The sequence below is a fragment of the Paenibacillus apis genome, assembly GCF_018333295.1.
GTDB lineage: Bacteria > Bacillota > Bacilli > Paenibacillales > Paenibacillaceae > Fontibacillus > Fontibacillus antibioticophila.
In genome coordinates this window covers 180549-205084 of record NZ_BORS01000005.1, presented here as the reverse complement: position 1 = coordinate 205084, position 24536 = coordinate 180549, and the positions used below count along the sequence as shown (strand labels likewise).

Below are 24536 nucleotides of genomic sequence, written 5' to 3'. Positions count from 1 at the left end.
CGCCTTTGTGAATGGATTTCTACCTTATAAGAATTTATTAAATAAAAGAAATCCGTGAGCAACAGTGATCGTAAGAACATTTTCTCGTCTGCTTCTTAGCATTAAACATAAGTTCGACTTATATAGACTAAAGGAGATGTTGACGAATGAGCTATCGCAACGCCTCGCTTCCTCCGAAGGAACGCGTGCAGGATTTGTTGTCAAAAATGACCAGGACCGAGAAGATCGGACAACTCGTTCAGCCTTTTGGCTGGAAATGCTACCGCAAGCTGGAGGACGGAACCGTAGAGGTGACGGAGGCTTTCAAGGAGCAGTTAAAGGCAGGCGGCGTAGGCTCATTATACGGAGCATTGCGGGCCGATCCCTGGACAGGCGTCACGCTGGAAACGGGGTTGTCACCGGAGCAAGGCGCAGAGGCCGTGAATACGATTCAGCGATATGCGATCGAGCAGACCCGGCTCGGCATTCCGATTCTGTTCGGCGAGGAATGCTCCCATGGGCATATGGCCATTGGCGCGACTGTATTCCCGGTTCCGCTAACGATCGGCAGTACATGGAATCCCGCCTTGTTCAAGGAGATGTGCCGAGCCGTTGCTGTTGAGACCCGGGCACAGGGCGGGGCCACCACCTATTCCCCGGTGCTCGATGTTGTGCGTGACCCGCGCTGGGGACGGACAGAGGAGAACTTTGGCGAGGACCCTGTGCTTGTGGCCGAAATGGGTGTGGCCGCTGTGGAAGGACTTCAGGGCGACGATCTTGCATCCGAGAGCAGTGTCATGGCCACTCTGAAGCACTACACGGCGTACGGCAGTTCCGAAGGCGGGCGTAACGGCGCGCCGGCCCATATTGGCTTGCGCGAGCTGCACGAGGTCGATCTGTACCCTTTCCGTAAGGCTGTGGAGGCGGGGGCCGGTTCTGTAATGCCTGCCTATAATGAAATTGACGGTATCCCTTGTACATCCAACCGCTATTTGCTGCATGATGTGCTTCGCGAGCAATGGGGCTTTGATGGCTTTGTCATTACCGATTGCGGCGCCATCAACATGCTGGTCAATGGGCATAACACGGCGGCAACAGGAGAAGAAGCGGTTGCGGCTTCGCTCAAAGCCGGGGTGGAGATGGAAATGTCCGGCGAAATGCTTGGCAAATACGCAGATTTGGCTATAGAGCAAGGCTGGATGGATGAGGCGGACCTGGATCTGGCCGTCGGCCGCGTGCTGGAAATGAAATTCAGATTGGGCCTGTTTGAACGGCCTTATGTCGATGCCAAGCACGCCAAGGCCGTGATCGGGCAACCCGAGCACAGGCAACTGGCCCGCCGTGTGGCTACTGAAGGCATCGTGCTGTTGAAGAATGAGCGGGCTACGTTGCCTTTAACGCGCAAGATCAGCAAGCTGGCCGTGATCGGCCCGAATGCCCACGCCCCCTACCATCAATTGGGCGATTATACGTCGCCGCAGCGCAGAGAGCAGATTGTAACTGTGCTGGACGGACTGCGTGAGAAGCTTTCAGCGGAGCAGACGGAAATACTGTATGCGCCCGGCTGCCGAGTGAGGGGCGAGGATCGCGATGGCTTCCCGCTGGCAATGGAGCAGGCGATCAAGGCGGATGCTATAGTCGTTGTAGTCGGAGGGTCAAGCGCACGCGATTTTGGAGAAGGGGCTATTGATCTGCGGACAGGAGCATCCAATGTAACGGATAATAGCTGGAACGATATGGAGTGCGGCGAGGGCATCGACCGTACGACCCTTCATTTGACGGGAGTGCAGCTGGAGCTGGTTCAGGAACTGCGCCGGCTTGGTAAACCGCTCATCGTGGTCTATATCAACGGGCGGCCGATTACAGAGCCTTGGATCGATGAGCATGCCGATGCCATCCTGGAAGCATGGTATCCGGGTCAGGAAGGCGGACATGCCATTGCCGATATTTTATTTGGGGATGTAAATCCTTCAGGTAAGCTGCCGGTCAGCATTCCAAAGGAAGTGGGCCAGCTTCCGATCTACTACCACTCCCGGCGCACCCGGGGCAAGCGCTATTTGGAGACCGATCTCTCCCCGCGCTATCCATTTGGTTACGGCCTGAGTTACACCACCTTTGAATACCGGAATTTAAAGGTGGAGCCCGCTGTTATTGACACGACAGGGGAAGCCGTGATAACAGTTCAGGTTACTAACACGGGAACAGTAGCAGGAGCGGAAATCGTACAATTATATGTATCCGATCTGGCTGCTTCCGTTACGCGTCCGGAAAAGGCGCTTAAGCGCTTCGAAAAGATTGAGATGGAGCCTGGTGAAACCCGGGAGGTTGCCTTCCTGATTAACCGTGAGCAGCTTGAGTTGATTGGGCTTGATTTGCAGCCGGTCGTTGAACCCGGAGCCTTCGATATTATAGTAGGTCCTAATAGCGTGGAAGGGTTAGTCGGACGTTTGACGGTCGAATGACCAGAATATACGGTGCCGCGGCAGTAGCCGCCGGCACCGTATTTATTTGCTTTATCAGACCAGGCTGTCGTAACTTCCCTTGTTCAGACTACGAGAAGAGTGAGCAGAATAAATAGAGGAATCAGCTTCACTAGTGTTCAGTTTAAAGCGGCAATAAATGTACTTGCGCAGTACTGCGCTTATGAGCGATACTAGGATAATCCGGGTTAAAATAGCTTTTGATTCGCTGTTAAGAGCAAGCGACAGGTTAAGGGGCCGAATGGGCCTCTTTTTTAGAGATTTCACATATATAAGTTGAACTAGAAAAATACACACAAAGGGCATAAGTGTGAAGTGTGCTGTAGTGAAAGCTTTCTGCAAGAAAGCTGCTTCGGGAGCATAAGCTCGTTAGCGCTCGCCTTTGTGAACGGATTTCTACGCTATGATGGCTTAGTTTAGTCAAAGAAATCCGTGAACAACAGCGATCGTAAGCACACTTCACACGTTGCCTCCAGTGTACAATCTTTAGTTCAACTTATATAGTTTTGATAAGCTGCCGGATAGAGGGGGAACATAATTTGAAATGGCTGCAGTCATATCCGCGTGAAGTCAAAATATTTCTAGTCGCCAGTCTGATCAGCTCTATGGGCGGATCCTTGATGTGGCCGTTGGTCACGATGTATGTGTTCAAGATTCTGGGCCGAACGGTAACAGATGCCGGGCTGGTGTTATTGGTTATGTCATTGGGCGGGATTGCCGGACAAGTACTGGGGGGATCGCTGTATCATAAGCTGGGCGTCAAGAAGCTGATTGTCGGGGGAACTCTGCTGAATGCGGTATTTCTGGTATTGCTTCCGGTGGGAAGCAGCAATTGGCATTTGTTCATTGCCCTGATGGGGATGGTGGGCTTCTTTAATGCGATGTCTATGCCCGCAATTCAGGCCTTTATTGGCTTCCGGTTTGCCGAGAGACGCGCTGAGCTATTCAACGTTATTTATGTTGCCAATAATATCGGCGTGGCGCTTGGAACGGCGCTGAGCGGATTTTTGGCGCAGATTTCTTATCATATGAGCTTTATTTTGAACGGAACGACCTCAGCGGCATTTGCTGTTTTTTTCTGGATTTATTTGAACAGGGTTCAAAAAGACGAGGGGCCTTTGCATTTGCAGAAGCGCAAGCAGGCGCCAGAAGGGCTCGGAGCAAAGCTGTTGTTAGGCAATGTGTCGATCTATCTTTTTATCGGAATGGGCTCCTTCTTCCTGTGGTTTGGCAACTGTATCTGGAATAACGGGGTATCCCCTTATACGATTAGTCAAGGAATGCCGGAGTGGAATTACAGTATCTTATGGACGCTCAACGGACTGTTGATCTTCGTCGGTCAGCCGTTCGTCCTGTGGATCAAGCGGACCTTTGCCGGTTCCTCGGAATCGCAGCTGACGGCCAGCGCAATTTTCTATTTTCTCGGCTATGTCACGATCCTGACCTTGCATAATTATCCGGGCATGGTGCTGGCGATGATCCTTACGACCTTTGGCGAAATGCTGATCTCTCCAGCAATACCGGCATTTATCTCGGATCGTTCCGGTAAGGCGGCACCGTTCTATTTGGGCGTAGTCGGCGGGATGGGCGTCGCGGGCAGGGTTGTCGGCCCTTACGCGATGGGTATGCTGTTCGACTGGAACGGCCTTATTCCGGTAGCATGGCTGGCGATGGGCACCGCTGTATTGTCGGTCTCCTTCTTCCTGGTGCATGCAAGAGTGAACCGTGAAGCGAGGTTGTCTCTTGGCAGTGATTAAAAGATGACTTTTTGAACAACCTCTAAAAGCTTGACCGGTTCAGGTATAATCTGAAGTAAGACTATGGAAGGGGGGTGATGGAATGGCGAATTCAGTATGGGTTCGTCTGTCGCAGATGAAGGATGCGTCAGAGTTGATGGAGCTGGACCATCTCGTGTGGCAAAGGAATAACACGCCATCCGTCGTCCAGTGGAATAACCGGGAGGAGTTCTTGCGGAAATGCCCCCCTGGAAGTCAGCTCGTTGCAGGTATGGATGACAAAATCTGCGGATATCTGGGATTTGACCACCCGACCCCGCTTGAGAGCAACAAGCATGTGCTTGAAATTAATATTGCCGTTCATCCAGGTTGTCAGCGGATGGGAATTGGCCAGAAGCTGATGGAGGCCGTGAAGGAGTTGGCTGCAGCAAGGGGAGTTCGCAAGCTGAGTCTCCGGGTGCTCTCCAGCAATCCGGATGCGGTAGCCTTTTACCGGAAATGCGGCTTTCAAGAGCAGGGCAGACTCGTTGAGGAATTTTATCTGGACGGGCAATATGTAGATGATATTCTCATGTGGAGTCCGGTTGAACAAAGCTAAAGATACCGTTATATTAAAAAGAAGAAAATGAACGTTCATATAAACAGGGACTCCTTACAAGGAAAGGAAAGATCAACGTGGAGAACAATAGCTTCACTCCTCCTAACTTCATTAAAAATATAATTACCGAGGACTTAAAGAGCGGGAAGGTAAACAAGGTCGTTACCCGATTCCCTCCGGAGCCTAACGGCTATTTGCACATCGGTCATGCCAAAGCGATCTGGATTAACTTTTCGCTGGCAGACGAGTTCGGCGGGCGGACGCATCTGCGTTTTGATGACACGAATCCGGTCAAAGAAGATGTCGAATACGTTAAATCTATCCAAGAGGATGTTAAGTGGCTGGGCTTTGAATGGGAAGAGCTGTATTATGCCTCTGACTATTTCGAAGAAATGTATGAGCGTGCGCTGGTCCTGATCCGTAAGGGCAAGGCTTATGTAGACGACCTTAGCGCGGATCAAATCCGGGAAACCCGCGGTACGTTGACAGAGCCAGGACAGAACAGTCCCTTCCGCGACCGAAGTGTCGAGGAGAATCTGGAGCTGTTTAACCGGATGCGGGCCGGTGAATTCAAGGATGGGGAGAGAGTGCTTCGGGCGAAGATCGATATGGCCTCGCCGAACATCAACCTCCGTGACCCGGTCATTTACCGTATCGTTCATGCAGCCCATCACAATACAGGCGACAAATGGTGCATCTACCCGATGTACGCGTATGCTCACCCGCTCGAGGACGCCATTGAAGGGGTAACCCACTCCCTCTGTTCGACAGAGTTCGAGGATCAACGCCCATTCTATGATTGGGTGATCGCGGAGACCGAGATGCCTTGCGAGCCCCACCAATATGAATTTGGCCGGCTGAATCTGGAAGGAGCCGTTACCAGTAAGCGTAAGCTAAAGCAACTGGTTGACGAGGGCTTGGTAGACGGCTGGGACGACCCTCGCCTGCCAACCATTTCGGGTCTTCGCCGTCGCGGCTTTACGCCGGAAGCGATCAAGGCATTTATCTATGAGACGGGGATCTCCAAGGCATTCGGGCACATTGATATAAGAATGCTGGAGCATTTCATTCGGGAAGACTTAAAGCTGAAGGCGCCGCGTACAATGGCGGTGGTTGATCCGCTCAAGGTAGTAATCACAAATTACCCGGAGGGACAAACTGAGCTTCTGGAAGCTGAAAATAATAGTGAAAACGAAGAGATGGGCAGCCGCCAAATTCCATTCTCCCGTGAAATTTACATTGAGCGTGAAGACTTCATGGAGGATCCGCCAAGCAAATATTTCCGCCTGTTTCCGGGGAATGAGGTTCGCCTCAAGCACGCTTATTTCATCAAATGCAATGACGTAATCAAAGATGAAACCGGCAAGGTAATCGAGCTTCATTGCACCTATGATCCGGAGACCAAGAGCGGCAGCGGTTTTACTGGACGCAAGGTGAAGGGGACGATTCATTGGGTGGAAGCTTCCCAAGCGGTTCCGGCAGAGTTCCGGCTGTATGAACCTCTGATTCTCGACAATGAGCCGGAGGAAGAGGGCGAGGAAGAGAAGCCTTTCCTCGAGCGGGTTAACCCGAATTCGTTGACCGTGGTACAAGGCTATGTAGAACCCGGAATGAAGGACGCGGCACCGCAGGATAAATTCCAGTTCTTCCGCCATGGATACTTCAACGTCGATCCGAAGTATTCGAAGCCCGGGCATCCGGTCTTTAATTTGATCGTGTCGCTCAAAAGCTCATTTCAATTGCCTAAATAAGCGCTAAAAAACTCCAGGCTCGCCCGCAGGCGGTGCTTGGAGTTTTTTTTAGCGTCAGGGTCTTAAAGCTCGTCAGGCGGGGTGTGCGCCATAGCCGGCGTGTACCCGTTCACTCTCAGGATCTGCCACATAAACGCGAAGCCAATCGTTCCGAGCAGGGTTATGATCACACCGAGCTTATACATAGCAACCGGGCCAAAGTTCTGGAAGAGCCAGCCGCCCAAGAGCCCCGCAATGACACCAGCCGAGCCGCTAAGGGCAAAGGTATAAACCGCCTGGCCTGCAGAACGCAGCGGCTTCGGCAGGAATAGGCCGGTCAATCTAGTTCCGACGTAGAAGAAGCCTCCAAAGGTAACGGCATGCAATACCTGAATGAATATGATTTGAACCGGATGGGTAGCTTCGCCCATAAGGTCCCAGCGAATGGCGAATAATAGACTGACTATCGTAAGACAGCCCATGAGATACGTAATTTTCGTTTTGACATAACGCCGCAGAAGAACGAAAACTACGACCTCGAAGAGAGTGGACAGGAAGATCGCTCCGCCGACCTCCAGCTTGGAGCCCCCCAGATCATTCATAAACAGCGGCATGAAAATTCCGTTGATTGCATTAGGAATCGACACCAAGACCCCAAAACCGACAAAGGCAAGAAAGTATTTATTCTGCAGGGTAAGCCGGATTTCCCGTCCCGTAATCCAGGGCGTATTCGTCGTCATCCGGGATCTGGGAAGCAGCAGAGCCGAGCCGACAGAGAGCAGGAGCATCAGGCTGAATAAGACCGAGGTGCCGTTCTGCCCGACCGCATCAATAATAGGGCCGGCTGTCAGCGCGATAAAGCTCCACCCCAGCGATCCCCATAATCGAAACGCTCCGTACCGGCGATCCGTATTTTCGATCATTCCCAGTGTCAGGCTGTTGGTCTGAGCAAGCAGCGGGCTCTGAAAGAAGAAGAGCAGCAGCATTGTAAAATAGAGCATCGAGAACGTGTTAGCTCTGAACACAAGATGACCGATAATCAGTAGCCCGATTAACATAGCAAGCAGAATGAGCCTGACATTGCGTAACCGGTCGCTGAAATATCTCCACAGCGGGTGGGCGAACAAGGAGACCAGTGGGCCGATCGCCATCAGGCTTCCGATTTCGAGCATGTTCATGCCGATTTCCTTTAGATATAGCTGGAAAAATGCGGCGAAAATGACTAATGTGCCATACACAAAAAAATTCAAAACGCCTAAAGGCAAGTAAGAGTTGGATAAATAACGCGTATCATCTTGCAAATGCGCCATTCCTTTCTCTTCAGATCGAATTCACTGAACATCATCCTGGACGATAAGAAGAACTACGCTCTCACTGTATCACACTGATGAAAGGGGATACAAACCAACTTCTTTTTGTTTTTCCATTATTTGAGGCAAGAAGGTGAATTGTGAACAAGCTCACGCATGATTTTATCCAGTCTGTGACAAATTCTGTATTCTGTCAAAAACATCACATAAAGCGCTTTCAAAAAGAGTTATAATAAAGACAAGGATACGTGATTCCCCTTAATCATGTGTCGGTAGTTCTTAAGTGGATGATTTCCGACATATCTTGGAGGTCATCTTTTTTTTAGTAGGGAATAACTATTAGTGAAAGTTCAAAAAGTGAAAGGTTCAAAAAGTGGGGGCTGACTTCAAGATGCGATGTCGATTTTGCTCCATGTATTGCTTCGTGATCAAAAGATGACTTTTTGAACTGCCTATATATAAGTTGAACTAGAAAAATACACATAAAGGGCATAAGTGTGAAGTGTTCTGAAGAAGCGTTAGCGTTCGCCTTTGTGAGCGGATTTCTACTCTATGATGGCTTAGTTCAGTCAAAGAAATCCGTGAACAACAGCGATCGTAAGAATACTTCACACGTTGCCTCTAGTGTACAATCTTTAGTTCAACTTATATAGAACATATAACTTTCAGGGAGTTGACCTTTATGACAATGCTATCCAGGGAGTCTGTGAATGTTCCGGAAGAGCAAGCCCGCTGGATGGAGGTTAGAGGCTGGATATACCAATTGCTGGTTGATTTTTTGGGACGGCCTCCCCGCATGTCACAAATCGCTCAATGGCGGAGACGCCTTGAGCATAAGCAGATTATTCCTGTATGTCAGGGCGGTAAGAGATTGCAGGAGTATCTCGAGCGTATTCCGGAGGATTCCCTTCGTCAGGTATGCGCAGAAGAGACCGAGGAATTCAAACGGTTATTTGCAGGCCATGATGCCAAGGTGCAGACTTGCGAGAGCTTGTACCGTGCGAGAACTGAAGGGGTGAACGGCTTTTTCTGTCTGACGGAAGTCCGGGATATGTACATGGACCGGGGTGTCGTCTTCAATAAAATTTCCGGCGAACGGGATGATAGCATCGCGATGGAGCTGGAATTTATGGCGGTCATGAGTGAAAAAATGCTGACCAAGATTCATCTGCAGGACAGCTTCAAACGGCAAATAAATGCGCAGATTAATTTCCTTGAGAACCATTTGCTGAAATGGGTGCCCGCCTTTTCGGCCGATCTTAGAGCTTCTACCTCGAGTCCTCTATACTTGGGGCTGGTAGAGCTGTTAAATGAGTTCCTGGCGATGGATTTGGAGCAATTGCATAGATGGCGGGAAAGAATGACGGAGGGATAACAATCTAACCTCCAACTAAGTAAAGCACTTGAAGAGAAGGGTGTCCCAAAAGTGATCCTAAGATGAACTGAGGGGCACCCTCTTTCATTTCGTCAAACAAAAAGAAACCGCTCTCTGGGAAAATGGAGCTACCACCCAACCCTAAACCCAAAGGAGACGGTTTCTTTGTACATTTGATATAGCAAGGATCAACTCTGGTTACCAATATAAGCAATGCGGTACATTTGATTTAAGGGAAGGAAGTCCTTGGTCTAACGAACATTATGTCTCCTTACAGTCCGCCTTTGGAGGAGCCAGAATTGTAACGGACATTTTGGCTGCTAAGAGAGTAGGAATGAGTGAAGCGGAGCCGTTTGAGCGTCCTAAGTGCCCGAAATGTCCGTTAACCCTTCGAATCATGAGAACAAGTCGGCTAAGAGTCTAAAATGTCCGTTGGAGAGTTTAAAGTATTCGACAGCGAGCAGCAGACGGCTAATCAGAGAATCGGTTGCCCCCAAAGAGGAGTCTGATAAGGAGAGGCAAGCATCATTCTAAAAAAGATCATTCCGAAAAAAGAGGGTAAGAAGTCTGAAAACTTCCTACCCTCTTTAGCATGAATAATGATCAAATTAGCATGAATAATGATCAAATTAGCATGAATAATGATCAAGTTAGTATGAACAAGTTTCAAATTAATCGAGATCGTCCACGGTGGTGCCGCGACGGAATTTCATCAGGAATTCGTAGACGACAGGCACAATGACCAGGGTAAGCAGTGTCGAGCTGACGAGACCTCCGATAACGGTAATTCCGAGACCGCGAGAGATGATGCCTGCGCTGTTCTCCCAGCCCATCACGAGCGGAATCAGCGCGCCGATTGTAGCCAGGGCTGTCATCAGAATCGGACGCAGCCGCGTTGCGCCTGCTTCAAGCAAGGCCTCGCGAGTCGACAGGCCTTCGCGTTCCTTATGGATAACGCGGTCAATCAGGACAATGGCGTTAGTAACAACAATACCAATCAGCATCAGCACACCCATTAATGCGGATACGTTCAAGGTTTCCTTGCCCAGTACCAGACCGACCATTGCACCAATTACGATGAATGGCAGTGAGAACAGGATCGTGAACGGAGCAAGCCCGCCCCCGAACGTTACGACAAGGACAAAATAGACGATGGCTATAGCCGCAGCCATGGCGAGCCCAAGCTGACCGAACGTATCGTTGATTTGCTCGGTTACGCCGCCGAATTCGACGGTTACCCCGTCCGGCAGTTCCATATCGTTAATCTTGTCCTGCAAGCCGCTGGAGGCCTTCTGCACATTGGAACTGAGAATATTTGCACTGACCTCTACGGACATTTTGCCGTTCACGCGCATGATCGAATCCGGAGATTGGCCTTCTTCAACTGTAGCCACTTCCTTCAGCGGAATTTCCATGCCAAGCGGTGAGGTCAGAGTTTGGTTTTCAATTTCAGTGATGCTGGAGAAGGTATTCTCTTCGGTCTCAATGTAGACTTTATAATCCTTCCCGTCGATCTGAATCTCGGTCAATACCGGACGCTGGCTGACCGGGGCCAGCTTCATGGCGAGCTGTCCTGGCGTCAAGCCCAGAGAGCTGAGCTTTTGCTGATCCGCAACAAGCGTATATTGCTCATAGGCTTCGGAGAGACTGGTCTCTCCCTTTTCAAAGGTCTTGGTATCCTCCTGAATCCAGCCCAGAATCTGATCCGCCACCGGCTTGATCTGTTCGAGACTGTCGCCATACACGTTCAGACTCAACGAACCGCCGCCAAGGCCGCCGGTCATCAGCGCGGACATATCTCCCCACTCACCGTCCGGAACCTCTTGCTGCAAGCCAAGAAGCAGATCCTCCTTCACCTGGCTGAAGTTAGGAGTATCGTTGGCATATTCCGCATAGAACAGCCCGGAGTTGGAGGAGCCGATGCCAAGTGGATTGCTGCCGCCGATCGAATATTGCATCTTCTCCAGATGATCCTGGGCGAGAATGTACTTCTCGGCGCGCTCCAGCTTCTCTTGGACATCCTCAAGCCGGTCGCCGGGTGCCGGAGAATAAGTGATCATCACATACTTGTCTTCTTGCTCCGGCAGGAAGCTGACGCCGACGAGCGGATACAGGAACAGGCTGCCGACGAGCAGGACGACCGCTGCGCCGAAGGTGATCAGCTTGTGATTCAGTGTCCATTTAAGGAGACGTTGATATCCGCGCGCCATTCCTTTCGGGTTGCTATCGTGATTATGAGTCTTCTTAAGCCCCTTCCGGAACAGGGTATGAGCCAATGCAGGAACAAGAGTGACCGCCACGACCAGCGAGGCTAGCAGTGAGAACACCATCGTTAACGCAAACGGCATAAACAGTTCGCCAACCATTCCGCTAACAAAGGCTAACGGCAGGAAGACTGCAATGGTAACAATCGTCGAGGACATGATCGGCACGAACATCTCGCGTGTTGCCGCGACAATGAGCTTGCCGCCCTTCAGCTTCTCTCCGGTGAGAGACATGCGGCGGTAAATGTTCTCGATGACGACGATCGAGTCGTCGACGACCCGGCCGATGGCCACGGTCATGGCACCAAGCGTCATCATATTCAGTGTGATGTCCATTTGATGGAGCAACACAACGGCAATAAGCAGCGACAATGGAATCGAAATGATCGAAATGATCGTCGAGCGGATATTCCGCAGGAACAGCAGAATAATAATGACGGCAAACAGCGCTCCAAATACGGCCTTCATCAGCATCGTATTTACGGAATCCGTGATCGGCTTGCCTTGATCCAGCATCACCGTGAATTCCAGATGGCTGTACTGCTTGCCAAGGTCCTTTGCTGCATCCTTGACCAGGTTAGCTACGTCTACCGTGTTGGCGTCATTATCCTTGACGATTTGGATCCCGATCGATTCCAGTCCATTGGTACGCGAGATGGACTGCGCCTCACCGACAACCTCGATGGAGGCAATATCGCTCAGTTTAACCGTAGGGATGCTTATGGAAATTCCGGCAGGCATTCCGGTCATATCGGCAGCGGAGGGCGTTCCGGTTCCTTGGTCTGCGGCGGCACCGCCGCCTGCCCCTGCGCTAATGTCGGCTCCTGCGCCTGGACCGTTACCTGCGCCGGCTCCGACACCGGCTGCATTGCCAGCGGCTCCGGATGCTGTCGAAGGGATGACAGGAATCGCAAGGTTTTTAAGTTCCTCCACTGTGGTGATGTTTCCATCGACAACAACGGCTTTTTGAGAGCTGTCGAGCTCATATAAGCCTAGCGGCACGCGCAAGGCCGAAGCTTGCACGATTCCCTTCACAGTATCTTCCGTTAGGCCCAACTGGGTCATTTTAGCCTCATCGAACTGAAGCTGTACTTCCTTGACATATTGTCCCGACACCTGCACGGAGGCTACGCCATTCAGGTCCTCAAGGGCAGGCTGAATATTGCTCTGAACGATTCGAGTCAAATTCTCGAGATCCCCGGATTCCTTGTCCGAGATGCTCAGGGAAATCACCGGCATAGAACTCAGGCTGAACCGGGTAATTTGCGGCTTTTGCACATCGTCCGGCAGGCTGACATCATTGAGCGCCTCCCGAACTGCCGCTGTCGCATTATCCAGATTAGTGCCATAATCGAACTCAAGAAACAGGGACGCGGCATTTTCCATCGAGGTGGAGGTAATCGTCTTGATTCCGTCCACATTATGGAGCCTGGTCTCCAGCGGCTTGGTGACATCCTGGACTACGCCTTCCGGTGCAGCACCTGGATAAACCGCAACAACACTCAAATAAGGCACATTAATATTCGGAATCGTCTCCTGCTTCATCGTCAGTCCGCTGTACAAGCCGACAACGGTGACGATGATCGTCAGGAGCCATACAGCAAATTTATTGCGGATGGAAAATTGAATTAGACTTTTCATCAGTGTGGTTTCTGCTCCCTTCTTTAATAAACATATAACGGTTTGTTTTTACATTTTTCTCTTGAACAACCGCTTTTACTTGATATAAGGCTTCAAAAGCCGCTCAAGTTCCTCGGTTTGCTTCTCAAGCACCGGGAATTCAAGTACATTGAGCAGCATCCCCCGGATTACGACTTTGCGAGGCACAGGCTCCAGAATTTCGCTCTCCAGCACCTGCAGAGTATCCAACATGTCCTCACGTTGTGTGGAGGTCAGCTTTACACCCTTTCCGCCCAGCGCTTCCTTCATCTCCTTGATGACTAGCAGGGGGTGGCGCTCCGCTGGCTTTATGCAGCTCCCCTCTGTGCTCCACCGCTGCAGCTCGGCTTCCGAAATCAACGGCTCCGGGCCCTGTTCAAGCAGCCGTTCCACCATGGCGTCAAGCAAGTCAACGAGGTAAACCGCCATTCTCCGATGGCTGCCCGCCATGCGAGGCTCGAAGAGCAGGCGGATCAATACGCCGAGAATGCCCTGGGCGATCATAACAAGATCGGCAGAGTAGGGAATAATCCGTTCGCCGAAAGCCGATACAAGCGCTTTTTGGGTAAAGTGCAGAAGGGTAATGTTGTTTTCCTTGAATGAATCGGGCTCCCGATAGAGCTTGCCGTATTTGATCCAATCCTGAAACTGCATCACAAGAAACTCACGCAGCTCCTGTACCAGATTAAGCAAAACCTCAGTTTGCCGGATCAAGCGCTCCTTCGGCCCTAGATGCTGCTCCAGCTCAACCTGCACCAAATGCTCTTGCAGCATCTGGAAGCAATAGTTGAACAAGCTTTGCTCCAGTTCATCCTTGGACTTGAAATGCAGATACAGGCTGCCCTTGGACATCCCGCACATCTCGGCGATTTCCTGCATGGAAGTGGCCGAAGGTCCTTTCGTGGAAAAGAGCTGCATAGCGCTTCGCAAAATCAGTGTTTTTTTATCAGCAGATTTTAAGGACAATCCCTGCCCCCCTCCTTTTCTGACCAGTGAGTTCTTGAACTGACTTCCAAGTCAAAAAAGATTATATTATAAAACTATCTCTGAAACAAATATTAGGAAGAAGTCGATGAATCATGTAGAATAGAGGCATAGTTTAGGATAACAGAAGGAGTACATACAAGATGAGACGCGGAATTCAAGTTATATTTATTGCAGCCATCCTAGTTGCATTTTACTATTTTGGATTTGGCCTCCTGGGCAGCTTCGGCGGGACCTTGATTAGTATTTTCCAGACATTGACGGTTATTACGATCGGACTGGCTATTTTTATGGAGAACCGCAATCCTTCCAGCACGATGGCCTGGATGCTGGTTCTTGCGCTGCTGCCGGTTGTCGGGCTGGTGCTGTATTTCCTGCTGGGTCAAAATTATTTCAAACGCCGTAAATTCGACAAGAAGGCCGAAGAGGATCGCAAGAGCTTCGAGCGGATCGATCACAACGGCAATCTGCTGCCGCGCGATTTATCGCAGTTCTCGCCTGGCCAGCAGCGCCTGCTGCAAATGTCCCAACGGCTGGCGAGAACGCCGTTTTCCATGGCAACCCGTACCCGGGTGCTGACGAATGGGGAAGAAACCTTCTCTACTTTGCTAAAAGAGCTGAAGAAGGCCAGACATCACATTCACATGGAATATTATATTTATCGCGCAGACGAGATCGGCAGGGAAATTCAGAAGACTCTGATTGAGCGGGCCAAGGCGGGCGTCGAGGTCCGGTTCATGTATGATGCCGTGGGGAGCCTGGGACTCCCGAAATCCTTTATCAATGAGCTTCGTGCTGCCGGTGTGAAGGTGGGCGTATATGGCGAGGTGCATTTTCTTGCATTGTCCAGCCGTGTAAACTACCGTAATCACCGGAAAATTGTTGTGATCGATGGCAATACTGGCTTTATCGGCGGCCTGAACGTAGGCGATGAGTACCTGAGCCGAAACAAGACATACGGCTTTTGGCGTGACACGCATATTCTTGTTAAAGGTGAGGCTGTCCGCTCGATGCAGGTGATTTTCCTGCAGGACTGGCAATATGTCACGGGCGAGAAAATAATGGATCTGGAATACTTGTCGCCGCAGCTGGAGCAAGGTTGCAGCGGTGCGGTGCAGGTTATAGCCAGCGGACCGGATAATGAAGATAAGGTGCTGAAGAGTGTCTTTTTTGCAATGATCACCACGGCCAAAAAATCAATCTGGCTGGCAACGCCCTATTTTATACCGGATGATGATATTTTAACGGCACTGCGGGTTGCGGCGTTATCGGGGATTGACGTGCGGATTCTCTTCCCGGCCAAACCGGATAAGCGGCTGCCATTCCTGGCTTCTCACTCTTATTTCCCAGCTTTGCTTGAGGCGGGCGTCAAGATTTACGAATATGAAAAGGGCTTCCTTCACTCCAAGCTGCTGATCGCGGACGGGGAGGTAGCGACGGTCGGAACCGCTAATATGGATATGAGGAGCTTCCATTTAAACTTTGAGGTCAATCTGCTGCTCGTCCAAACCGATAGTGTGCGGAAGGTGGTCAGAGATTTTGAGCGCGACCTGCTGTCCACCAAGCGGATTGTACTCACCGAGTTCATGAAGAAAAAGGTCGTGCTCCGCTTCATGGAATCGGCGGCAAGATTGTTATCGCCGCTGTTATAACGGCTGGTAAGGCGAGATAAGGGAGGAGTCAGAGGATGAGTGATACGTCGGGACGCAAGACCGAGCATATCCGGTTATGTCTGGAGGAGCAAGTAAGCGGGGCCGGGATAACCACTGGATTTGAAAAATACCGCTTCCGCCACAATGCGCTGCCGGAGCTGGATTTTGATGAGATCAGCCTGCAGACAGAGTTTCTGGGGGCAGGGCTGCGGACCCCTCTGCTTATCAGCTCGATGACCGGAGGAAGTGAATTGGCCTGGCGCATCAATGAGCGTCTGGCGGAAGCGGCTGAACGCCGGGGCTGGACGATGGGCGTAGGCTCTGTGCGGGCGGCTGTAGAAAAAGAGGAGCTGGCGCAGACGTTCCAGGTCCGCCGCCACGCGCCGAGCATCCCGATCATTGCCAATTTAGGCGCGGTTCAGCTTAATTACGGCTATGGAGTGGATGAATGCAAGCGGGCGGTTACGATTGCCGGAGCGGACATGCTGGTGCTGCATCTGAACGGCCTGCAGGAAGTGTTCCAGCCTGAAGGAGACACCCGCTTCAGCGGCCTGCTGTCCAGCATTGGCAAGCTGTGCCGCCAACTGGACGTGCCTGTCGGGGTCAAGGAGGTCGGCTGGGGCATTGACGGGCAGACGGCACGTCGGCTTCGGGAGTCCGGCGTAGCCTTTATTGATGTGGCTGGTGCCGGAGGAACCTCCTGGAGCCAGGTCGAGAAGCTCCGCAGCGCCGACCCTGTGCGGCGTGCGGCAGCGGATGCCTTTGCGGGCTGGGGAATCCCGACCGCGGAGTGCATCCGCGAAGTGAGGGCGGCGGTGCGGGGCGTCGCCGTTATCGGCAGCGGTGGCCTGAACACCGGCGTGGATGCCGCCAAGGCGCTTGCGCTTGGGGCGGATCTGGCCGGGTTCGGCCGTGCGCTGCTCGGACCGGCGGTGCAGTCCGAGGAACAGCTCGACGCGCTGCTGGCGCGCGTGGAGCTGGAGCTTCGCACCGCCATGTTCGGGATCGGCGCCGGCAATGTATCGGCGCTGAGAGATACGCCGCGGCTTGTCCGGATCGAGAGCTAGCTCTCGGACGGGCTTGCCCGGCGGCTGCTTCTTCGGCGTACGGCCCCCGCGTAAGCCAGGGAATTGCTGTACGCTGGCTACAGCCCTAGTCAGTCATTTTGAGAAAATAAGTGACAAAAGGCATTAAAATTCCTGGTATGAGCGCAAGTGTGTCGATTATAGTGACAAAAGGCATTAAAATTACTGGTATGAGCGCAAGTGTGGCGATTATAGTGACAAAAGGCATTAAAATTACTGGTGTGGGCGCAAGTGTGGCGAATATAGTGACAAAAGGCATTAAAATTGCTGGTGTAGGCGCAAGTGTGGCGAATATAGTGACAAAAGGCATTAAAATTCCTGTTGTGAGCGCAAGTGTGGCGATTATAGTGACAAAAGGCATTAAAATTGCTGGTGTAGGCGCAAGTGTGGCGAATATAGTGACAAAAGGCATTAAAATTGCTGTTGTGGGCGCAAGTGTGGCGATTATAGTGACAAAAGGCATTAAAATTGCTGGTGTAGGCGCAAGTGCGGCGATTATAGTGACAAAAGGCATTAAAATTACTGGTGTCTATCAAATTACTGGTGTCTATGGGTTGTGGTGTTTTGGCTTCATAGTCCCCGTTGCTGGAGGCGGTTACGAGGTACTTCGGCTAAGCATTACGAGGTTACTCCGACTAGGTGGAAGGTGCTCACAGGGTGCTCGCAGGATTGCTCACAGGATGCTCGCAGGATTGCTCACAGGATGCTAGCAGGATTGCTCACAGGATGCTCGCAGGATTGCTCACAGGATGCTAGCAGGATTGCTCACAGGATTGTAGCGCCCCTTTACGTAAATATAAGCTGATATAAATATAAGCTGATACAAATATAGATAAAAGTTCAAGAGGATGTGCTGGACATGACTGGAAAAGTCACGCTGCAAGCGATGAAAGAAGAGGAGTACCGGGTATTCCTGACGAGGTTGGTGGCAGATTACGCGAAGGAGAAGGTGACAGCGGGAACCTGGGCGGAAGAAGAGGCGCAGAAGTTGTCGGAGCAGGCGGTGCTCTCCTTGTTGCCGGAAGGGCTAAACACGAAGGACCACTCGCTGTTCTCGGTCCGAGAGGAACAAACCGGAGCACAGCTCGGAGAGCTGTGGGTGCATTACCGCGCGGTAGGCGGCGGTCGTGAGGCATTCATTTATGAAATCATTATTTTCGAGGAATATCAGGGGAAGGGCTATGGGAAGGCAACCATGCAGGCGCTGGATGAGGAAGCGCGCAAGCAAGGGGCTGCCAGCATCGGGCTTCATGTGTTCGCCCATAATGAAAGAGCGCATCAGCTTTACCTGAAATCCGGGTATGTCGCAACCGATATCACAATGAAGAAGAAATTAGAATGACCCTCTTCCTTGAAATCTTTTCACATGATAGGTAGTATGTACTTTGGGAAGTTATGCACATCAAATATTGAGGAGTTGTCATAGATATGGCTTTAAAGGCTGGGATCGTGGGCCTTCCGAATGTCGGAAAATCCACGTTATTTAACGCGATTACCCAAGCGGGTGCAGAATCCGCAAACTATCCGTTCTGTACGATTGATCCGAATGTCGGTGTTGTTGAGGTGCCGGATGAGCGTCTGACCAAGCTGACAGAGCTGGTTGTTCCGAACCGGACCGTTCCAACCGCATTTGAATTTGTTGATATTGCCGGCCTCGTACGCGGTGCGAGCAAGGGCGAAGGACTGGGGAATAAATTTTTGGCTCATATCCGTGAAGTGGATGCTATTGTGCATGTTGTGCGCTGCTTCGAGGATGAGAACATTACTCATGTCGATGGGAAAATCAATCCGATCAGCGACATCCAGACGATTAATCTGGAGCTGATTCTGGCGGATTTGGATAGCGTGGAGAAGCGGATCGAACGGTCGCGCAAGAATATGAAGGGCGGCAACAAGCAGTATGCCCAGGAAGTTGAAGTGCTGGAGCGGGTGAAAGAAGCGCTCTACAACGATCAGCCTGCACGGAGTATCGAGCTGTCCGATGAGGAGAAGCTGATCGTGCGCGATCTGCATTTGCTGACCTTGAAGCCGGTACTGTATGCGGCCAATGTGGCTGAGGACGGCGTAACAGATGCGGACAACAATCCTTACGTACAGCAAGTACGGGAATTTGCGGCGGCGGAGCAGGCCGAGGTTGTACCGATCAGCGCCAAGGTTGAAGCTGAGATTGCCGAGCTGGAGGGCGAGGATAAGGAGATGTTCCTGGAAGAGCTGGGGTTATCGGCCTCCGGTCTGGATCGCTTGATCCAAGCTGCTTATCGTCTGCTGGGTCTTTATACGTACTTTACAGCGGGCGTACAGGAGGTTCGTGCCTGGACAATTCGGAAAGGAACCAAGGCACCGGCGGCGGCAGGTGTGATTCACTCGGACTTCGAGCGCGGATTTATTCGTGCGGAAGTGGTATCCTATGATGATCTGGTGGCGGCAGGCTCCATGAACGTCGCCCGGGAACGCGGTCAACTCCGTCTTGAGGGAAAAGAGTACGTCGTACAGGATGGAGATGTTATGCATTTCCGGTTTAACGTGTAGTTCGTTGCAAACCTGAACCGCTAAGAAACAAGCCTTCTGTGGAGAGCGTTTAGCGCTGTACGCAAGGCTTTTTTTCACTCGGCACAAAATTGGACGAATGTAATTATTTGTATTGAGGATGCATATTTCTATAGGTATAATTGATGAGAAAGATTTTTAACATTCTTGAAGGAGGAGTTATATTTTGTACATGGATCAAACGATGGCACGTAAGGCCCAACTGGATACACGCGAACTGCTGCTGCTTGAATCCGAGGTAAAGAACCAAGGCAAAAACATGGTAGTAGCGTATATTTTGTGGTACTTTCTGGGCATGTTTGGTGGTCATCGCTTCTATATGGGGCGTACCGGTTCGGCAGTTGCACAGCTCATCCTCTCGCTTACGATGATTGGCATGATTGTAACGGCGATTTGGTGGATTGTTGATGCCTTCCTCGTGCACACATGGGTCAAGGAACACAATACCATGGTTGAGCACCGTACAATGGACCGCATTTTCCATGACCGCGGCAGATCTGCGGAGTATCCGATCTAATGCAGTTCTCAAAACATGATTTAACGACTACCGAGATGCTGATTCTGAATTCGGAAATGAATAAGCGGGAGAAATCACTGGCTCTTGCCTACTTAATGCTTCTGGCCGGGCATTTGGGAGTTCATCGCTTCTACTTGAAGCGAATTGCCTCCGGGGTCATTCAGTTAGTGCTATTCGTACTGACTTTTGTCTTCTACCTCGCCTTTGGCATTTCTTCCGGACTTGAGTCAGAGGCCTCTCCGGACACCTTTTATTCGTTGATTTTTCTGGTTCCATTACTCTTAGCAGGTTTAGGACTGACAATTTGGGTTATTGTCGATGCCTGCATGCTGCCCGGTATGGTTCGCAGCTGGAACCAGCAGTTGGAACAATCGTTGGTGGCACAAATCGCATCCCACCGGACAGGTACGGATAACAATTTTTAGCCGGTTTGCGGGAATGCAAATAGGATAGGCGGATAGCCGCGGGCTTCAGCATCAGGTTGAAGCCCGCGGTTTTTTGTCGCGGTAAGGCACATGCGAATGCGGCGCTCGGTCTGCGGAGAGCTGGAGCTGGACCGTGAACGCGCAGCAGACGAGCAGCAAGACGCCGATTAGCAGGAATGAGGCACGCAAGCTCACAAAGGCGGTGAAGAGACCAAACAGCAGGGGATCCATGAGTTGAGCAGCCCGATTGGACATCAGGCGTAGACCGATGCCGAGGCCGCGCTCCTCCGGTGCGGTGGAATGAGCGATCATCGACAGGGTTAGCGGCTGGTTGATGCCCAGAGCCAGCCCGGTAATGAATACAAGCGCGGCTATGCTATAGAAGCTGGTGAGCAGCGGAGTGGCGAACAACAGCAGCAATGAGACAGCATAGGTCAGGATCAGCATCCAGCTAAAGCTCAGTCTCGCCATGAGCCGGGGGTAGAGAGGGCGGACAAACAAGGCGGATGCTGCGCCGATGGATACGAGCAAGCCGACCTTGGTGTTGGAGATGCCCAGAGACTCCAGGTGCAGCGGCAGATAGGCCGTACGCACATCGACGATGAACAGGGAGATGAAGGTCGTTAACAAAATGACTGCAAAGCTGCGGTTTCGGAGCAGTCCGAGGCATTTGCCGAACCAGTGGCGTATTATTCCGGCACTGTGCCCCAGCGGCATGGACAAAGCGGCTTTCCCCTCCCCGGAGCCCGGGGTCGGGGGGACCTCATCCCGGCATTGCCAGGATGTAAAAATAAGCAGGACGCTGCTTAGGATGTATCCGGCAAACACGACTTTATAGCCGTAGTGGTCTGCCAAGTAGCCGGAGAGAATGGGTGCGAGCATCTGCCCAATTGCCATGTACAGAGAAAAGGTGGCGAAGCGCCCTTCATTGCCCTGTACCGGACCTTCCGTAATTAATACCTGTACGGCCAGCCAGACAGCCATCTGGCCCAGACCGGCCAGCAATTGAGCCAGAGCCAGCGTCCAGGGACCGCTGGATATCAAGTAGAGCAGGCCGCTGCCGAGCATCATGAGCGAGCCGACTCGCAAGACGGTGGACCGGCCGAAGCGGTCAGCAATGAATCCGCCGGGAATGGCGGCGAGCATGGGCAACAGGGCATAGACCGCGAGCACGATGCCGATGGCAATGTCCTTCAAGCCCAGAGAGGCGGCATATAAGGTGATGATGGGCCTGGTCAGCGAGAAGGCGAACCAATATAGGCCGCAGGATATGGATACCCAGATGAAATTGTGATGTGCAGCGGGAGTAGATGACTTTGGCAGCGGCATGTAAGCGCCCCCCTTTGGTAGATTGACTTTATAGAAAGGCAAAGGCGGAGTTCCCAGGGGCTCGGGGCTCCGCCTTTGCTTTATTCATTGGGGTTTGTGTTTACAGCACAGCGGTATTGGAAGGGGAGGCAGGGAAAGCAATTTTGCTGTCGTGCAGTCCCTTCGCCGTTTGCTTCATATAATTCACGGCTTCCTCCGTGCTGACAACGTCGGCATACTTGGCGTTCATGTCGAAGAGGTTGATGGCATGCGAGGCTTCCCCGCGGTCAAAGGTGCACTCTTCAACGACGCCGACATAGTAGTTATAGGAGAAGGCATCGATGACTCCGGCCCGGACGCATCCGCCGGTTGTCGTGCCGCAAATGAGCAAGGTATCGATACCGAGATCGGTCAGATACCCCACCAGCGGTGTGCCGTGGAAAGGCGAGGGCTTCAGCTTCTCGATAACAATATCTTCCGGCTGAGGCGCAATTTCACGTACGATTTCATTGCTGCCGTATCCCGAAATAGTCTCGCCTTCGGAGGAGCGGGTATTCTTCCGCCGCCAGCCGCCGGCATCGAATCCGTCGGGACGGCGGTCAACACCGGTGGTGTAGAAAATCGGAATGCGTTGCTCCCTGGCGGCATGCAGGAGCTTCTGAATGTAAGGAATGGCATCCCAGGCAGCTTCGCCGCAGCTATTGCGCCAGTGTTTGACCGAATCCAGAATCGGCTCTCTCTCATGTCCGCAGAATCCATAGCTGACGTCAATCACCAGCAGGGCCGGGCGTTGCCCGAAGCCGGCCTTGGCGTCATAACCGGCACTGCCGAATACTTGCTTATCGCGATCCGTTAAAAAGCGGTCCCATACTTTCATAATTGATTCAGCCTCCTTGGTTATTTAATTATTTTACAAATTGGGTGTCTACAATGTCGCTATAGCCGATGCTCTCATCCTTGAGCAGGCCGGCAGCCCGGACAACCGATAGTCCTGTAGCGACAGACTCTTCAGTGATTTGACCGGAATACTCCCACATTTCATCCTCGTAGGAGCGGTTGATAGTGGCTTCCAGCAGCTCCTGGGACATCGTAGGGAATTCCAGCTTGGCAATCTCCATGCTTTCTTCCTTGTTGTCGCGGATGAACTCCAGTCCCTTATGGATGCCCTCCACAAACTTCTCAACAGTGTCGGGATCGTTCGTGATGCTGTCCAGCTTGATGTTGATGGTGGAGTAAGCATACGGGCCAAGCTCCTTCGGTACATTGTAGAACGGCTCACCCCATATGCCTTCCTCGATCCCTTGCGTGAGCAGCGGTTCGGTCACTACAGCCACATCTCCCTGGTTCTGCTGCAATACAGCAGGTATGGCTCCATTATCGACTTCCTTCAGCATCAGATCCTTGTTCAGTTCAAGTCCCCACTCTCCGGCTAAGTAACGGATAATCGAGTTGGGTGTTCCCCCGTATTGGGATACTGCTACGGTCTTGCCCTTCATGAAGGCGGCGATATCCGTGCCGGGATCCAGATCGGACCTTGCTACCAGGTAAACGTTGCCCCGGTTCACGATGTTGACGACGGCCCGCAGCTCGGCTCCCTTAGCTTTGGCAAAGGCATTATGCTCAGGGCCGCCGATGAAGCCGAAAGCCTGGTCGGTTAAAACGGCATTGGTATGCGCACTTCCGCCTGAAAGGGTTACAGCCTTAACACTCAGTCCTTCAAACAGATTTTTGCGAATGGCGATGTATAGCGGTAAATAACCGGTGCTATGAACGGGCTCGGCAATGGTCAATTCCTTAATTGGAGTTGAGCTGCCTTCATTGCCGGCCTCAGTGCCTGAGGCAGAAGCATCTGCCGGAGCAGGTGCCGGACTCTGTGCAGCATTGCTGCCGCAACCGGCAATGAGCGTGATGATCAGCGCGATGGCAAGCAGCCAGGCGTGACGAGCAAGTAACGAGCGTTGATTCATGATAGTTCCCCCTCCGTATCCCATGTTCTCTTTTTATTTATTTGTGGGTAAAGCCTTTGAGCAGATAACCTTCCAGCTTGCCAACCAGAATGTACAGCAGCATGGACAGGATGGACAGATTAAAGATATTGGCCCAGATGAGGCTGATCTCGTAGGTTTGTCCCGCATAGAAGATCATTCGGCCCAGACCTTGCTCGGACCCGATATATTCCCCGACGATAGCTCCTGTGAGTGCCAAGCCGATATTAATACGCAGGGCGGAGATCATCGCCGGAATGGCCGTTGGAACGATGACCTTTCTGAATACTTGCAGTCTGGAAGCGCCCAGTGAATAGACCATGCGAACCAGATCTTTGTCGACGCTTCGCACCCCGTTGTAAGTGGTCAGGGTAGTAATGACGACAGTGATGGCGAAGCCCATGGCTACCTTGGAGCCCATCCCGATCCCGAACACCAATACGATGATGGGGGCGAGGGCCAGCTTGGGCATGGCTTCAAACATAATGATGAACGGTTCGAAGATACGGGCGTAATATTTGGACCACCAGAAGGATAATCCCAATAGCGTGCCGCCTGCCGTTCCTAGCAGAAATCCGTACACGGTGGAGCGAAAGGTATAGAAGGTATCCTGCCAGACGGCTCCCGTCTGTACCCCAACCCACCAGGTGCTTGCGATCTCCGACGGCTGGCTCCAGAAGAAGGAGTTGACCAATCCGATACTGGCTCCAAGCTCCCACAGCAGCAGGACCGCGACGAATAACGAGAGACGGCCAATATTGACCAGCCAGGGCTTGGGGGCGGACATTTCGTACTTCAAGGCGTTGGTTCTTGTGCGGGGTGCAGGGGCATTTCTTAACTCGCTCAGGCTTCCCTTGCGTTCTATGACATCTCCTTCACTTGGCATCATTGCTCACTCCTTT

At 51.9% G+C, this 24536-nt stretch carries 19 protein-coding genes; 12 read left to right on the top strand and 7 right to left on the bottom strand.

Annotation, left to right across the window (positions count from 1 at the left end):
• Positions 1 to 146 precede the first annotated feature (146 nt).
• The 4 genes from KI362_RS09335 to KI362_RS09320 all read left to right on the top strand — a co-directional run bounded on the left by KI362_RS09335 (position 147) and on the right by KI362_RS09320 (position 6544).
• Positions 147 to 2441: a glycoside hydrolase family 3 N-terminal domain-containing protein gene (locus KI362_RS09335; protein WP_301626685.1), complete on the top strand. Its 2295-nt coding sequence runs from the start codon at positions 147 to 149 to the stop codon at positions 2439 to 2441.
• Between the two features lie 557 nt (positions 2442 to 2998).
• Positions 2999 to 4216 carry an MFS transporter gene (locus KI362_RS09330; protein WP_301626683.1) on the top strand — a complete coding sequence of 406 codons (1218 nt, stop codon included), beginning with the start codon at positions 2999 to 3001 and terminating at the stop codon, positions 4214 to 4216.
• Between the two features lie 82 nt (positions 4217 to 4298).
• A complete protein-coding gene (locus KI362_RS09325) occupies positions 4299 to 4793 on the top strand; it encodes a GNAT family N-acetyltransferase (protein WP_044481103.1) in 495 nt (164 codons plus the stop codon).
• A gap of 77 nt (positions 4794 to 4870) precedes the next feature.
• Complete coding sequence (locus KI362_RS09320; RefSeq protein WP_374705642.1) at positions 4871 to 6544, top strand: glutamine--tRNA ligase/YqeY domain fusion protein; 1674 nt, start codon at positions 4871 to 4873, stop codon at positions 6542 to 6544.
• Positions 6545 to 6606: 62 nt separating this feature from the next.
• Here KI362_RS09320 and KI362_RS09315 read toward each other — a convergent pair whose 3' ends face one another.
• Positions 6607 to 7833, bottom strand: coding sequence for an MFS transporter (locus KI362_RS09315; RefSeq protein ID WP_301626680.1), 1227 nt, complete (start codon positions 7831 to 7833; stop codon positions 6607 to 6609).
• A 682-nt stretch (positions 7834 to 8515) separates the two neighbouring features.
• Here KI362_RS09315 and KI362_RS09310 point away from each other — a divergent pair.
• The gene (locus tag KI362_RS09310) at positions 8516 to 9208 is read left to right on the top strand and encodes a TorD/DmsD family molecular chaperone (protein WP_301626679.1); all 693 of its coding nucleotides are present in this window, start codon (positions 8516 to 8518) and stop codon (positions 9206 to 9208) included.
• Between the two features lie 671 nt (positions 9209 to 9879).
• On the opposite strand, the gene KI362_RS09305 is transcribed toward KI362_RS09310, so the two are convergent.
• On the bottom strand, positions 9880 to 13113 hold the full coding sequence (locus tag KI362_RS09305) for an efflux RND transporter permease subunit (RefSeq protein WP_301626677.1): 3234 nt from the start codon (positions 13111 to 13113) through the stop codon (positions 9880 to 9882).
• A 75-nt stretch (positions 13114 to 13188) separates the two neighbouring features.
• Positions 13189 to 14097, bottom strand: coding sequence for a TetR/AcrR family transcriptional regulator (locus tag KI362_RS09300; RefSeq protein WP_301626675.1), 909 nt, complete (start codon positions 14095 to 14097; stop codon positions 13189 to 13191).
• Between the two features lie 161 nt (positions 14098 to 14258).
• On the opposite strand from KI362_RS09300, the gene cls reads away from it, so the two are divergent.
• The 7 genes from cls to KI362_RS09265 all read left to right on the top strand — a co-directional run bounded on the left by cls (position 14259) and on the right by KI362_RS09265 (position 20341).
• Positions 14259 to 15767: a cardiolipin synthase gene (cls, locus tag KI362_RS09295; protein ID WP_301626673.1), complete on the top strand. Its 1509-nt coding sequence runs from the start codon at positions 14259 to 14261 to the stop codon at positions 15765 to 15767.
• A 35-nt stretch (positions 15768 to 15802) separates the two neighbouring features.
• The gene (fni, locus tag KI362_RS09290; RefSeq protein WP_301626671.1) at positions 15803 to 16834 is read left to right on the top strand and encodes a type 2 isopentenyl-diphosphate Delta-isomerase; all 1032 of its coding nucleotides are present in this window, start codon (positions 15803 to 15805) and stop codon (positions 16832 to 16834) included.
• Positions 16835 to 16971: 137 nt separating this feature from the next.
• Positions 16972 to 17562, top strand: coding sequence for a hypothetical protein (locus tag KI362_RS09285; RefSeq protein WP_301626669.1), 591 nt, complete (start codon positions 16972 to 16974; stop codon positions 17560 to 17562).
• A gap of 149 nt (positions 17563 to 17711) precedes the next feature.
• Positions 17712 to 18194, top strand: coding sequence for a GNAT family N-acetyltransferase (locus tag KI362_RS09280; RefSeq protein WP_301626667.1), 483 nt, complete (start codon positions 17712 to 17714; stop codon positions 18192 to 18194).
• 86 nt (positions 18195 to 18280) lie between these two features.
• The gene (gene ychF / locus KI362_RS09275; protein ID WP_301626665.1) at positions 18281 to 19381 is read left to right on the top strand and encodes a redox-regulated ATPase YchF; all 1101 of its coding nucleotides are present in this window, start codon (positions 18281 to 18283) and stop codon (positions 19379 to 19381) included.
• A gap of 190 nt (positions 19382 to 19571) precedes the next feature.
• Positions 19572 to 19916: a TM2 domain-containing protein gene (locus KI362_RS09270; protein WP_044481624.1), complete on the top strand. Its 345-nt coding sequence runs from the start codon at positions 19572 to 19574 to the stop codon at positions 19914 to 19916.
• Entirely contained in the window at positions 19916 to 20341 is a 426-nt protein-coding gene (locus tag KI362_RS09265; RefSeq protein WP_301626663.1) for a TM2 domain-containing protein, read from the top strand. Before KI362_RS09270 ends, KI362_RS09265 begins: the two co-directional genes overlap by 1 nt.
• A 51-nt stretch (positions 20342 to 20392) precedes the next feature.
• Here KI362_RS09265 and KI362_RS09260 read toward each other — a convergent pair whose 3' ends face one another.
• From KI362_RS09260 to KI362_RS09245, 4 genes are all read right to left on the bottom strand, one after another.
• Positions 20393 to 21670, bottom strand: a complete 1278-nt coding sequence (locus KI362_RS09260) for an MFS transporter (protein ID WP_301626661.1) — start codon at positions 21668 to 21670, stop codon at positions 20393 to 20395.
• A gap of 100 nt (positions 21671 to 21770) precedes the next feature.
• A complete protein-coding gene (locus tag KI362_RS09255; RefSeq protein WP_044481085.1) occupies positions 21771 to 22526 on the bottom strand; it encodes an isochorismatase family protein in 756 nt (251 codons plus the stop codon).
• A gap of 28 nt (positions 22527 to 22554) precedes the next feature.
• Positions 22555 to 23616 carry an ABC transporter substrate-binding protein gene (locus tag KI362_RS09250; RefSeq protein ID WP_301626658.1) on the bottom strand — a complete coding sequence of 354 codons (1062 nt, stop codon included), beginning with the start codon at positions 23614 to 23616 and terminating at the stop codon, positions 22555 to 22557.
• A gap of 37 nt (positions 23617 to 23653) precedes the next feature.
• Positions 23654 to 24520: an ABC transporter permease gene (locus KI362_RS09245; protein ID WP_301626657.1), complete on the bottom strand. Its 867-nt coding sequence runs from the start codon at positions 24518 to 24520 to the stop codon at positions 23654 to 23656.
• Between the last annotated feature and the right edge of the window lie 16 nt (positions 24521 to 24536).

Bases quoted from the DNA above. Each gene is read 5' to 3' on its own strand.
- KI362_RS09245 (WP_301626657.1), bottom strand. From the start codon at position 24,520: ATGCCAAGTGAAGGAGATGTCATAGAACGCAAGGGAAGCCTGAGCGAG.
- cls (WP_301626673.1), top strand. From the start codon at position 14,259: ATGAGACGCGGAATTCAAGTTATATTTATTGCAGCCATCCTAGTTGCA.
- KI362_RS09310 (WP_301626679.1), top strand. From the start codon at position 8,516: ATGACAATGCTATCCAGGGAGTCTGTGAATGTTCCGGAAGAGCAAGCC.
- KI362_RS09315 (WP_301626680.1), bottom strand. From the start codon at position 7,833: ATGGCGCATTTGCAAGATGATACGCGTTATTTATCCAACTCTTACTTG.
- KI362_RS09285 (WP_301626669.1), top strand. From the start codon at position 16,972: ATGAGCGCAAGTGTGTCGATTATAGTGACAAAAGGCATTAAAATTACT.
- fni (WP_301626671.1), top strand. From the start codon at position 15,803: ATGAGTGATACGTCGGGACGCAAGACCGAGCATATCCGGTTATGTCTG.
- KI362_RS09325 (WP_044481103.1), top strand. From the start codon at position 4,299: ATGGCGAATTCAGTATGGGTTCGTCTGTCGCAGATGAAGGATGCGTCA.
- KI362_RS09280 (WP_301626667.1), top strand. From the start codon at position 17,712: ATGACTGGAAAAGTCACGCTGCAAGCGATGAAAGAAGAGGAGTACCGG.
- KI362_RS09270 (WP_044481624.1), top strand. From the start codon at position 19,572: ATGGATCAAACGATGGCACGTAAGGCCCAACTGGATACACGCGAACTG.
- KI362_RS09265 (WP_301626663.1), top strand. From the start codon at position 19,916: ATGCAGTTCTCAAAACATGATTTAACGACTACCGAGATGCTGATTCTG.
- KI362_RS09260 (WP_301626661.1), bottom strand. From the start codon at position 21,670: ATGCCGCTGCCAAAGTCATCTACTCCCGCTGCACATCACAATTTCATC.
- ychF (WP_301626665.1), top strand. From the start codon at position 18,281: ATGGCTTTAAAGGCTGGGATCGTGGGCCTTCCGAATGTCGGAAAATCC.
- KI362_RS09250 (WP_301626658.1), bottom strand. From the start codon at position 23,616: ATGAATCAACGCTCGTTACTTGCTCGTCACGCCTGGCTGCTTGCCATC.
- KI362_RS09255 (WP_044481085.1), bottom strand. From the start codon at position 22,526: ATGAAAGTATGGGACCGCTTTTTAACGGATCGCGATAAGCAAGTATTC.
- KI362_RS09335 (WP_301626685.1), top strand. From the start codon at position 147: ATGAGCTATCGCAACGCCTCGCTTCCTCCGAAGGAACGCGTGCAGGAT.
- KI362_RS09305 (WP_301626677.1), bottom strand. From the start codon at position 13,113: ATGAAAAGTCTAATTCAATTTTCCATCCGCAATAAATTTGCTGTATGG.